Source organism: Faecalibacterium sp. Marseille-P9590, assembly GCF_017377665.1.
Lineage (GTDB): Bacteria > Bacillota > Clostridia > Oscillospirales > Ruminococcaceae > Faecalibacterium.
Window position 1 is genome coordinate 212607 of the sequence record NZ_JAFREF010000001.1, and the last position, 12783, is coordinate 225389.

Genomic DNA, 12783 nt, shown 5'->3' on the forward strand with positions numbered 1-12783 from the left:
CTCTATTTTTGAGCTATAAATTTTAGGATTTCCGCAGTATTTTTTCCAAATGCACCCATACCATTTGCCATTTGAGGGAACCATATACTCTGTCCTCTCGTATTTGCTTCTATCAGAACAAACACTCCATTTTGATCAACTGTTAAATCCCACGAAATAATTCCGAGCTGCGGGGCATTCAGATGTAGCTTCTTCGCTGTTTTGATAAGTTCAGGTACAAAGTTAAGTTTATACCCCTTGAATACGGTGTGTGTATCAGGATGTTCTTTATATCTTTTTCCAAATTCTGTAAACGCCTCATCATTCAGTTCACCCAAGTCATTTACACCGATAAACATTCCACCAGCATGAGCATTATCCAAATAGCTACCGCCTTGTCCTATTCTTAATGCAAGCGGCACATGGAAAACTTCTCCGTCCCAAAGATATGTAATAACCCTAAATGTATTGACTGCCTCTGAATACAACATGGCAAGTTGTTCATTTTGAGTGATACATTCCTGTACTATATATGTACCCTTTTTTGCTGCTTTCTCTTGCAGATTGTTCTTTATCGCTTCTATTCCTTTTATTTTCTCAACACCAACACCTGATGATGTATCTTGAACAGGTTTTATTATTGCCTCTGTACCCCCCCCCATTAAAATTATCATTTTTCAAATCCACAATATTTTTTTCTTCATCAAAGCAAATGCCATCGCATACTGAATAGTATGTACGCGGTGTTCTGACGTGATCTACGCCCACACAAAACAATGGAAGCAATAGTTTATCATCAAGAACATAGCGATAATCCATCGGATTCATCTTTGGCTCTAACACACTTGAAAAAAGATATTCCGGAAAATAGTTTTCATCAAATTTCCCTGTAAAAGATTGATACAGCCTATGCCAATCATATTTAATCTTTTTGCCATAAGTAGAAACAAACAATGTATCAATTTTATTCTCTTCTGCTTTCGTCAAGTGTACTGTTTCGATTAAGTTCTGTCGCCTAGGATCATTGATTTTCTTCATTTCTCCATGAAGTTGACCCATACTGTAACTTTTCTCTATGAAGCCTTTCATCGCTTTACGGCTACTATTTAATACACCCATTATCTAACCTCCGGCAATTCAATCCAACTGCCAAATTTGTAATCCCATTCCTCCGGCTCAAAAGGCATCAATCCGCTCCAATGGAAAAATGTCATCTCACCAAAAAGAATTTTTCCATTGACATTGTACAAATCTACCCGCACCTCTGGCATTCCCTTTGAAAGTATGCCCGCAATGCGAAGCATCTCATCGAAATTTTCTGGCTTCTTTATCTCCTTGTCCGCATTAGGATGGCCATTGGTAAAGGGCAGATGGTGAAACTCTGTATCAAAGAAATCAAATTTAGTATCCGTTCCACGATCTGTTGCAATAAACATTGCTTTCGGTTCACCATTAAAGCAGAAAATCTTATAGTCTTTTAGCTCGTAGCCAGATTCGTCCACCGTATATTCCTCTGCAATAATTCTAGGCTTGACATCTTTATACGGCCATTCTCTATGATTGAGGAAGTAATTTCTTTTAAGGCAATGTTCAATTTTCTTTCGTGCTTGTTTTAAGTCTAATGTCGATTTGTCTTTGCAGATAATCAAACCGCCCGAATCATGTGTACACTTCAAAACAAATTGATTGGGAAGTTTGTTAAAGTCAATTTCGTCAAAGTGATTCCATACGCCAAGGCATGGAATCAGGTGTTCACTTCCAATTCGTTCTTCAATAAACTTCCGTACTTCATATTTATCGACAAGTTGGGTATAAAGAGGATTTCTGTCATAAATCTTCAACCATTGCAACTTTTCACTATATGTTTGAGGGTTATCAAAGTTACACTCTTTCCCCATCAGATACTTAAATAAAATTTTGAGATATTTTTCATCAGCTTCGGGACTACCTTGCAGAATATGTCCCAAAGCATAAATACTATATAATTTCCACTCAGAAAGTTTCATTTTATCTTCCACCCTTATTCATCAGTTTCAAATACAAATTCTGATACCTCTTGCTCATACCCTCTGCCGTGAAATTTTCCATAACAGCGGTATAACTTCTTTCGCCCATTTCAAACAGGTTCTCATCCATCATCTGATCCATCAAGGCTGAAAGCTGCTTAGCATTCCCAAGTTTATAGGAATGACCACACTGGGGGTCTGCTTCCAAAACCTCCATGTGCTGCGGAATGTCTGACAGAAGCACCGGCAAGCCGCAAGCCATCGCTTCCAAAACGCCATTAGGCAGTCCTTCGGACTTGCTTGTTGCCAAGTAAACATCAGAAGCATGGAGATATTCATTTACGTTGGACACCTTACCCCGGAACAAAATATTTGTATTCTTAGAAAACTCGTCTTTCAGTGCTTCAAAATTCGTTCCATCACCAAGCAGAAGTAAAACTGCATCTGCATTTTTCTTCATTGCCAAAAATGCGGTAATGGCTTCTCTTTGATTTTTTCTGTCGATAAATCCACCGCTATACACATAGATGACTTTTCCTAACGGCAAATCAAGTTTTCTCCGCACGTCATCTATTTCGTCACAGTTTCTTTTTGTATATTGGCTCACATCCACGCCGTTGCGGATATACGGAATCTCCATATTCTGACGGCTTCTATACATTTTTGTCAAACTTTCAGAACACGTCACGAAAGGTTCGCCTGCTGCCATATGTTTCTTAATCAAATTCAAATCGAGAAAGGCCATAACTGTTCCGGGAATTTTCCCATAGTAGTCAGGATAATCCTCATAGCAATAATTTCTGAGCGTGACAAAGTGAATTGCTCTCTTATAGCCGAGCGTCATTCTGTACGGCGGCATACCGACACCCTGCACAATATCCGGCTGCAACTGCTCTAAAAGTTGTCCAACCTCTTTCTTTCCAAAGAGAACAGACTTTTTCTTGCTCATGTTTGCAGACAGTACGGGGATACCCAGCTTTTTATACTCATCAATCATTGAATTGTCTGCATCTTCCGGCCACACAGTTACCAGACTAGGCTCAAAGACCTCTTTGTCCATATTGCGAATAATATTCAGTGTCTGTTTGATTGGGCCATTCTTTTTACAATTTGTTTCTACAAAGGTAACTTTGATTTTGCTCATTATGTTCGTTGCCTTTCTTTACTTGTTAAACAACTCATCTACGATTGACTCCAAGCCCTCATTGAATTTTGCATTGTTGCTGCTAATCCCATGACCCATGCCTGCTACAATCCGATCGTAATTGGTTATAACATCTCCAAGGGTTTCAATATCTTCCACTTCAATAATCGTTCCCATCCGTTTTGCGACATTTCGTGCAAATTCCACCTGATGGTCATTAACGTGTTCATTGAACTGATGCTGCCGTGGCACAACAATAGGTGTTTTTCCAATCTGAAGCGGCATAATAAAACTTGCTGGGCCACCGTGGGTGATTACAATGCGCGCATCTGCTACATTCTTAATCATTTGCTGGTACGGAATCAACTTGCTCCACTGGCAATATTTTGGTTCGTATGTACTGAAACCCGTCTGAATAATGACATCTTCGGTTATAACGCCATCTTTTTTTAATTCATCCACCTTTTGAATCAACCGATTAAATGGTTGCTCATGTGTTCCCACTGTCACAAAAATCATGTTGGCTTTCTCCCCCTACTATCTTAGAATATACTTCCGAGATTTACTGCTTTGGGGTAAACCTTCTTCTGCTCATCCCATTGAACGACAAATTTATCAGCAATAGGGTAAACCATCTTTCCAGTCATAGTTGGTTTATCAATACGATCAAACACCTCGATGTATACCACTTTTGCTCCCATCATTTTTCCGATATAGAAAAACGGAACGGCTACTGCTGCACCACAGGAAACAATCAAATCCGGCTTTTCCTTATGCAGAACATCCCATGCAATTTTGGTGTTTTTTACCAATGCTTTCAAACTACGATTTGTCGGGTAATAGCACGGATAAACTTTTTCTCCCTCAAGCAGACTACGCGCATCTTCTTTATCAAATGTAACCCAAAACCGCTCTTTATCCTTCCAAAACGGTTTCAACATATATAAGTGCGTTAAGTGTCCGCCTGACGATCCCACTAAACATACTTTCATCTTCGTACTCCTGCTAATTAGTCACGGCGGAAAATATCGCGCGTATAAACCTTATCCTTCACATCATCCAGACACTTGTCATAGCGATTTGCGATGATAGCATGGCTCATTTCCTTGAACTTAGCCAGATCATTAACCACTACTGATCCAAAGAAAGTCTCACCGTCCTTCAGAGTCGGCTCATAAATAATGACCGTCGCCCCCTTAGCCTTAATGCGCTTCATAACGCCCTGAATGGAGCTCTGACGGAAGTTATCACTGTTGCTCTTCATCGTCAAGCGGTACACACCAACTACAACTTCTTTTTCTTTGCTCTCATCCCAGCTGTCATTTGCTTCATAAGCACCAGCAATTTCAAGCACACGATCCGCAATAAAGTCCTTGCGAGTACGGTTAGATTCCACGATTGCTTCAATCAAATTTTCCGGTACATCGGCATAATTTGCGAGCAGCTGTTTAGTGTCCTTGGGCAGGCAGTACCCGCCGTAGCCGAAGCTGGGATTGTTGTAATGAGTACCGATACGCGGATCAAGGCAGACACCATTGATAATCTGCTGGGTGTTCAAGCCCTTCATCTCTGCATAGGTATCCAATTCATTGAAGTAGCTAACGCGCAGAGCCAGATAGGTATTAGCAAACAATTTGACCGCTTCTGCCTCGGTAAAACCCATGAACAGCGTATCAATGTTTTCCTTGATTGCGCCTTCCTGAAGCAATTCAGCAAAAATATGTGCAGCCTTCACCAGACGGGCGTTTTCTACATCCGTGCCAACGATGATACGGCTCGGATACAGGTTGTCGTATAGAGCCTTGCTCTCACGCAGGAACTCCGGGCTAAAGATAATGTTATCGCAGTGATATTTTTCACGAACACTTGCAGTGAAGCCAACAGGAATCGTAGACTTGATTACCATGATTGCTTCCGGGTTATACTCAATCACCAACTTGATAACCGCTTCAACCGCAGAAGTATCAAAGAAATTCTTCTTGCTGTCGTAGTTGGTAGGAGCAGCAATAACAACAAAATCTGCATCGCTATATGCTTCCTTTGCATCCAATGTTGCAGTTAAGTTCAGTTCTTTCTCTGCCAGATACTTTTCAATGTATTCGTCCTGAATCGGAGACTTTTTGCTATTGATAAGTTCCACCTTTTCCGGCACAATATCCACTGCCATAACCTTATGATGCTGGCTCAGCAGCGTTGCAATGGAAAGTCCAACGTAGCCAGTTCCGGCCACAGCAATTTTCAAATCCTTAAAATCTCTCATGATTACTTTCTCCTCTCTCTTTGCGTTTTTATTTTGAAAACACACTCTTTACATACTCATAGCTGTTAATATCGCCAATGTCATACCTCTTACCCGGCATGACGTAAGCGTGCATCGGTGTCTGCTTGCTCAACCAAGCCGCAAAGCTGCCCGGTGCGTCATAGCCGCAGCCGTTCTCCAGAGCTTCCTGAATCCGCTTTACATCACAGGCACGATAGCAGTAGAACGGCGGCACAGCCAGATTTCCTTTTGGTTCCTTTGGCTTTTCCTCATAGCTCGTAATCAGATCCGAGTTATCGAGCGTGATGATTGCTGTTTTCTGCTGCTTTTTCAGTTCGTTTTCCTCATGGCACATCACACAGGAAGTATTCTTTTCCTTGGCAAAATCAACGAACTTTGAAAGGCTGAAATCCAGCACATTATCGCCAGCCATAACCAGCAAATCATCAGCCAGATTCAGCTTTTCTACCACCAGTTGAATATCTTTGACTGCTCCCAGACGAGTTTCATTGGTGCTTGTACCATCGTCGATCACAGTAATCTCATAAGGCCGCGTCTTTTGCTTATTACTTTTCCAATCCTCAAAATGCTGTGCAAACTTGTGATTGGAAATCACCACAAATTCGTCAATGTCGGTGGTGTCCACCAGATCATCCACCAACCAATCAAGGATGGATTTCTCGCCCACTTTCAGAAGCGGTTTCGGGAAATTCTCTGTCAGCGGATAAAGCCGTGTAGCATAGCCCGCTGCCAAAATCAAACATTTCATCTATGTACTCTCCTTATAGTTCCACGCCATCGGCACTCTCACACAAATGGAAACTATACTTTCCATTCAGTGCTGGGAACGCTTTCAGATACTCTGCTGTCACCCTCGCTTCAATATCTTCGGCCTTGTCCGGGTCAATCAATGCCATGCAGCAACCCTTGAAGCCCGCACCAGAGAAGCGGCCACCGTAGATACCATCGGTATCGGTCATGATTTCATACAGTTTTTTTAGTTCATCGCAGCCACACTCATAGCTATAAATAGAGGATTTTCCGCTTTCAAAAACAAGCTGACCGTAGCCCTCCAAATCACCTTTACGCCACAGTTCTGCACCCTTTTCGGCACGAGCGAACTCACTGTAATAGTGCTCTGCACGTCTGCGCCACAACTCTGGCAAACGATCTTTATAGGCTTCAAAGACCTCAAACGGTACATCACGGAGCCGGGTGTTTGCAAAGGTATCGTAGTCCATCCCTGCATAGCCCATCAGTGCATAGGCCGCTGCCTTGCACTCATCTTGCCGCAGATTGTACTTAGAGTTTTTCAAAGAACGTTCCAAACCAGAGAAGAAAATTGCAACCTTGTAGGGCTTCATCTTCTCGCTGGTAGGGATCAGTTCATAGCTGTCATCTTTCGTGTCGAGGTACAGTAGATGGTTTTTCTTAGAAAGAACTTCGCAGCTCTGGTCGAGCTTGCCACAAGAAACGCCAACATACTGGTTTTCTGCTGCCTTTGCGGTGAGAATCATTTCCATCGGCTTCAAATGGATGCCATTCACTTTGCACAGTGCAGACAAGAAGCAAATAATGACCGAAGCCGACGAGGACAAACCGCCAATCGGTAAGCTGCCTTCGATGATACCTGACAGACCAACTTTCAGGCGATACTTCTCCCCCAGCATTTTCGCTGCACCACGCAGATGATCTGCCCAGTCACCCTGTTTTTCTTCCGGCACCGCACTTACAAAGAACTGAGCGCGTTTCGGAAAATTCAAAGACTGCAACTCCACAACGCCGTTCTGTTTCGGATGGTAGGCCATGTGAATTCCTTTGTCGATTGCCAGACCGTTGATTTTTCCATACTGATGGTCGATATGCGCACCCAGTGGACTGATACGGTACGGGCAGAACGCCACATCAAACGGCTCCTGATGATATAATTCCTTGTAAACCTCAACACACTTCATGGATTCGTTTTCCTATTCTTCTTGTTTATTTGTAAAACTTTGCGTACCACTCAGCGAACTTCCGCAGACCCTCGCGCAAACTGGTAGAAGGTTTATATCCGAAGTCACGCTCCAGTGCGCTCGTGTCCGCATAGGTCACAGGTACATCACCCGGCTGCATCGGAACCAGTTTCTTGTGTGCTTCAAAGTCGTAATCTTCCGGCAGGACACCCGCACGGATCAGTTCTTCCTGCAAAATCTGTACGAAGTCCAGCAGATTTTCCGGGTTCTGATTACCAATGTTATAAACTGCATACGGAGGAACAGGCAGACCGTCTTCACCGTTCTTGCGCTCCGGCGCACCCTGCATTACACGGACAACGCCTTCAACAATATCGTCCACATAAGTAAAGTCGCGCTTGCAGTTACCGTAGTTGAAAATCCGAATTGTCTCGCCTTTCAGCAGCTTATTCGTAAAGCCAAAGTACGCCATATCTGGGCGACCAGCAGGGCCATATACCGTGAAGAAACGCAGACCAGTAGACGGAATGTTATACAGCTTAGAATAGGCATGAGCCATCAGCTCATTGGATTTCTTAGTGGCTGCATACAGCGATACCGGGTTATCCACCTTGTCATCCGTGCTATAAGGCACTTTTTTATTGCTGCCATACACGGAAGAACTGGACGCATAAACCAGATGCTCTACCGGGGTATGCCCCTCATCGTAAGAATGGCGGCAGGCTTCCAAAATGTTATAGAAGCCAATCAAGTTTGCTTCCACATAGGCATCAGGGTTCGTAATGGAATAGCGGACACCCGCCTGCGCACCGAGGTTCACTACGATTTCCGGCTTATACTGCTCAAAGATAGATTCGATCACAGCCTTGTCTGCCAGATTGCCTTTTACGAAACTGAAATTTTCAAACTGCTCCAATTCGTTCAAACGTGCTTCCTTCAGGCGCACATCATAATAGTGGTTCATGTTGTCCAGACCCACAACCTTGACACCCTCCACCGTGGAGAGCAGACGCTTTGCAAGGTTGGAACCAATGAAACCCGCTACACCCGTGATAAAAATGCTTTTGTTTTTCAGATCAATTTTTGTTTTATTTTCCATCATTTATCTTTATCCTCCTTGTCGAATCACCTTGCGTACTTCATAGCACAACAACAAGCCTGTATACAGATTGCAGCAACAATCTATACGCAGGCTTGTCCTCGTACCTCCTTATTCTGTTTTCTGCTCTATCAGCTTTCGCTGTGGTGGGTTAAGTATAGAGCGCAACCAGAAGCCATTAACCCCTGAAAACACGCTGGTCCTAACGCACCATGGCAAGCAGAAACAAGTTGAGGTGAAAAGGTCAAGCCGCGCAAACCCGCATGAAATCAGGCTTTTCTCTGGTTGTCCATATTATTTCACACTCCCCACGGCGGATCACTCAATGGCAATCCACCGTAGGCTCGATTCGTTCTCCTTATTTTTTTACTTGCTGCTCATTTTGTGGGTCAAAACAGAGCTGCGCCAAAACCTCCCACATATAACATTTGGATTTCAGCTTCTCCGCTTCCTATCAGCAAATAAACACTTTTGTTGAACGAGTCGAGCCGTCAAAACCCTTTAGTTATCGTAGGTTTTCTTGGTTGACCCTATTATATCTCTAGCCCCAGTTCCGGCTACAGCAATTTTGTAGTTTTTCATTTTATATCCTCCTATTTTAAGTCAATACTATTTCTTTATCGGTACCCTTACTAACTTTACTCATCCAGTAGATAACAACTCCTACTAGCAGAGAAATCATGTCCAACTCTATTGCAATAAGAAGGGCGACAATCGCAGTCAATGGATATTTTCCACTTATCAAAAGACAAACTTTTTCCATGACATTTATATCTGTCAGTTTGTTTCTCTCCAAGCGATCAATTTTGTTAGAAATATCGGTCGAATCATATTCCAGCGCATCTTTATTTATTTCAATGCCACTCGCACTAAAAGCTGCTATTTCTTCCCCTGAATACGAGGGAATACGCCAAACAATTTCTCTTAAATTCTCTAGCCGTGTCTTCCACTCTGCTACCCACATTGTTTTTGTGTTTTCAAAGTCATCTTCTTGTGGATTTGGTATTGTCAATTTTTCCTCTACATCAATTTTCAATTGTTTGATTTTTTCTTCGGCACTTTCACTATCATCTGCATTTTTCAAACGCGAATAATCATCGAGTACATTATTAATTTCTAAAACAGTTTCAACAATCTCGGCATAATTACTCGGTATCTGCTCGCCCTCTCCAATGCTCAAAACGTAGTCAACAAGGTCTTCCATGTGTTTATTCATGTCATTTATGTTAAAGTTCGGCTTCAAAAACTCAACCAGCATTTCCATTACCAAACTTCCACTAGACGGTTTATAATTCGTTACTGCATCTTCTGCATCCATAAGGTCATTTTGCGCCTGTGTCAGTTCGTTCTTGGCTGCAGTGTACACCCTGTTCTTTTCTTCCAAGTTCGTTTTTGCGTCTTCAAATTCATCTGATTTCCAATATCTTGTTGCCTTTGCATCTTCATAATCCGTTTTTGCCTGATTGTATTCTCTTTCCGCATTTTCAAAGGCGGTTTGTTTTTCTTTAACAACTTTGATGATGTCGCTTTTCTTTGCATTTAAAGCTTCCAAGTTCACCGATTGTGAATTTTCAATCAGTCCTGCCTCGCTCATTTTAATCTGTAAATTGGACAGTTTATTACTCGCACGCAATGGCAAAACTCTTAGGTTCTCATCTATCGCCTTTTCCGCCTCATTCAACTGATTCCTATAAAAGCTCATCAATACTGTGTTATCATCCGCGTAACCCGTATCATGTTTATATACCAATTCATTTCCGATATACACAAACGAAAAGAATGAAGATGTAATCAGCACCAGAGCATAAAAAACAATCGCGATTTTCTGCGCAAAAGTATACTTATATTTCCCTTTTCGATTTACTTTACGTTCTTCTTTAGGCGTTGATTCTCCAATTTTTTCAATAAGGAATGGAAGCCTAAGATTGAATACAAAAAGAATGCTTTGAACTCCGAACGAAATCAAAGTTGCTTCAGCTCCACCTGAGAAAACATCTGCCTGCAAACCTCTTGCTGTTGCCATCCACGAAACAATTGCAAAGCAAAAAGCCGCCACAGTCAAAACCTGTTGTTCATTGCTCTCACGAGAAGTTTTTTCAATATCTTTAAAACGATGCTTATTTTTCTTGGCGTCATTTTCACTCATTTTTGTTTTCCTCCTCTTCGTGAGATTCACTGTTCTTTCTTTCTTCCTTTGATTTTTCTTTTTTCGTCAAAATCGTCACATTTGCTAAATTTGCCATAGCGGTAAAATAGCTGGGAATAAATGATAAAAAACTAAGGATGGAAAGGATTGTCATAAATACATAGTCAAACAGTGCTTTTATAATTTCTTTGCAATTTTCTCCCAAACAAATTTCTTCTTCTATGCTTTTAAACTTTTCCTTTATTGATTTACCATTGATTGTACTTATTAAAGCAAGCATTCCATGAACGATCCACAGCAGGAGCACAAACACTGTAATAATTAGAATCAGCAGTAATGGATATGCTAAATATTTTCCATCAATCGCAAAATTCGTAAAATCATCAATGGTAAATTTCCCCATTTTATAGGATAAATAGAAAAGAGCCAACACCACAAAAACGCTTAATACATATAATGGAATTCCGTTTTCTTCATCTTTTTCCTTTTGTGGATTTTTCAATTCATTTACAAATTGCAATACTTTACGAACCAAATAGCTTGAAAAGGTCAGTAAAATCAGAAAGCCAAATACTACAGCGAATGCTACCATTAAAAAAAGAATTCCGTAGATGAAAACAGTAGTCGCATTCTCCATTGGGTTTGCTTTCATCTTGTCTAAAGGCATTCCATTAACCTTAAATATTAGAAAAAATGAAAGAGCCACTATAATTAGCAGCATTACAATTACACTCACAACATAGTAAAATGTGCTTGCTTTCATAGATGTTGCCAACTTTGTGCTATCAACATCTGTTCTACCTTTTAAGTTTTCATTTTCCTTTTTCCATTCTTGTTGAACTTTTTCATTGGCTACATAATTTTCATTCTTCTGTTTCCGTTGATTTTCAAGTTCGCACTGGTTTTGTTTTTCATTTTCTTCAACAATTTTTTCTTCTTTTGCTATTTCACCTATTTTTTGGGAAACTTTTACAAGGGTAAACACAAATGTTACCAACAAGAAAACCGCAAGAACACAAGCTCCCTTATCCACTTGATCAATAATCGGAAAAATGTGTACCAGATTATCGTAAATATATAACCTATTGGCAAACATCATTGACAAAAATATATTAAACAGCAAAAAGCCATACGCTGTTCTCTTCTCTTTATTGAAGAAAAATCCATATATTGCATAGACACCAACAACCATTAAAATAATCGTTACTGATACAGCCATATCAACAAATGCAGTCGGTAAGAACAAACTCGTGAACAGAATTGTTACGGTAATCAGTACTTCCATAATCCACCCAATTTTGGAGTTTAAAAATATCCGCAATTTATCCATGTTCTTATTCCTCCCTGTCTTTTTGACTATGTCGCACACTCTTCTTCCACTTTATACATTTTTGATTAATAAATCACTGTGTCACCCATCACACCTTTACTCTATCTTCCTATTCTGAGAACGCTTTTTTCACATACTCATAGCTGTTAATGTCGCCAATGTCATACCGCTTACCCGGCATAACATAAGCGTGCATCGGGGTCTGCTTGCTCAACCAGGCCGCAAAGCTGCCCGGTGCGTCATAACCGCAGCCATTGTCCAGTGCTTCCTGAATCCGCTTTACATCACAGGCACGATAGCAGTAGAACGGCGGCACAGCCAGATTTCCTTTCGGCTCTTTCGGCTTTTCCTCATAGCTGGTAATCAGGTCATTGCCATCCAACGTGATGATTGCCGTTTTCTGCTGCTTTTTCAGTTCATTTTCCTCGTGGCACATCACACAGGAGGTATTCTTTTCCTTTGCGAACTCCACAAACTTGGAAAGGCTGAAATCCAGCACATTGTCGCCAGCCATAACCAGCAAATCATCAGCTAAATTCAGCTTTTCTACCGCCAGCTGAATATCTTTGACTGCACCCAAACGAGTTTCATTGGTGCTTGTACCGTCGTCGATTACAGTAATCTCATAAGGCCGTGTCTTTTGCTTATTGTTCTTCCAGTTCTCAAAATGCTGTGCGAACTTGTGGTTGGAAATCACCACAAATTCGTCAATATCGGTGGTATCTACTAAATCATCCACCAGCCAATCAAGGATGGACTTCTCGCCCACTTTCAAAAGCGGTTTCGGAACATTCTCAGTCAGCGGATAAAGCCGTGTAGCATAGCCCGCTGCCAAAATCAAACATTTCATCTATATGTACTCCC

The 12783-nt window shown here is 41.4% G+C and carries 13 protein-coding genes; all 13 read right to left on the reverse strand.

Annotation, left to right across the window (positions count from 1 at the left end):
* Window positions 1-2: 2 nt before the first annotated feature.
* Window positions 3-653: a sugar-transfer associated ATP-grasp domain-containing protein gene (locus J3349_RS01085; protein WP_207676134.1), complete on the reverse strand. Its 651-nt coding sequence runs from the start codon at window positions 651-653 to the stop codon at window positions 3-5.
* On the reverse strand, window positions 577-1098 hold the full coding sequence (locus tag J3349_RS01090) for a hypothetical protein (RefSeq protein WP_207676136.1): 522 nt from the start codon (window positions 1096-1098) through the stop codon (window positions 577-579). The genes J3349_RS01085 and J3349_RS01090 overlap by 77 nt, the downstream gene beginning before the upstream one ends.
* On the reverse strand, window positions 1098-1985 hold the full coding sequence (locus tag J3349_RS01095) for an ATP-grasp fold amidoligase family protein (protein ID WP_207676138.1): 888 nt from the start codon (window positions 1983-1985) through the stop codon (window positions 1098-1100). Before J3349_RS01095 ends, J3349_RS01090 begins: the two co-directional genes overlap by 1 nt.
* Window position 1986: 1 nt before the next feature.
* Window positions 1987-3129 carry a glycosyltransferase family 4 protein gene (locus J3349_RS01100; protein ID WP_207676140.1) on the reverse strand — a complete coding sequence of 381 codons (1143 nt, stop codon included), beginning with the start codon at window positions 3127-3129 and terminating at the stop codon, window positions 1987-1989.
* Window positions 3130-3147: 18 nt separating this feature from the next.
* On the reverse strand, window positions 3148-3648 hold the full coding sequence (locus tag J3349_RS01105; protein WP_040087874.1) for a glycosyltransferase: 501 nt from the start codon (window positions 3646-3648) through the stop codon (window positions 3148-3150).
* Window positions 3649-3671: 23 nt separating this feature from the next.
* Window positions 3672-4121: a UDP-N-acetylglucosamine--LPS N-acetylglucosamine transferase gene (locus J3349_RS01110; RefSeq protein ID WP_040087875.1), complete on the reverse strand. Its 450-nt coding sequence runs from the start codon at window positions 4119-4121 to the stop codon at window positions 3672-3674.
* 17 nt (window positions 4122-4138) lie between these two features.
* Window positions 4139-5389 carry a nucleotide sugar dehydrogenase gene (locus J3349_RS01115; RefSeq protein ID WP_278251779.1) on the reverse strand — a complete coding sequence of 417 codons (1251 nt, stop codon included), beginning with the start codon at window positions 5387-5389 and terminating at the stop codon, window positions 4139-4141.
* A 28-nt stretch (window positions 5390-5417) separates the two neighbouring features.
* A complete protein-coding gene (locus J3349_RS01120) occupies window positions 5418-6158 on the reverse strand; it encodes a nucleotidyltransferase family protein (protein ID WP_207676142.1) in 741 nt (246 codons plus the stop codon).
* A 13-nt stretch (window positions 6159-6171) separates the two neighbouring features.
* Window positions 6172-7344: a galactokinase family protein gene (locus J3349_RS01125; RefSeq protein ID WP_207676146.1), complete on the reverse strand. Its 1173-nt coding sequence runs from the start codon at window positions 7342-7344 to the stop codon at window positions 6172-6174.
* A gap of 25 nt (window positions 7345-7369) precedes the next feature.
* Window positions 7370-8446, reverse strand: a complete 1077-nt coding sequence (locus J3349_RS01130; protein WP_278251780.1) for a GDP-mannose 4,6-dehydratase — start codon at window positions 8444-8446, stop codon at window positions 7370-7372.
* A 595-nt stretch (window positions 8447-9041) separates the two neighbouring features.
* Window positions 9042-10589, reverse strand: coding sequence for a hypothetical protein (locus tag J3349_RS01135; RefSeq protein ID WP_207676147.1), 1548 nt, complete (start codon window positions 10587-10589; stop codon window positions 9042-9044).
* Entirely contained in the window at window positions 10582-11919 is a 1338-nt protein-coding gene (locus J3349_RS01140) for a hypothetical protein (protein WP_207676148.1), read from the reverse strand. The genes J3349_RS01135 and J3349_RS01140 overlap by 8 nt, the downstream gene beginning before the upstream one ends.
* 109 nt (window positions 11920-12028) lie before the next feature.
* Window positions 12029-12769, reverse strand: coding sequence for a nucleotidyltransferase family protein (locus J3349_RS01145; protein ID WP_207676149.1), 741 nt, complete (start codon window positions 12767-12769; stop codon window positions 12029-12031).
* Window positions 12770-12783 lie beyond the last annotated feature (14 nt).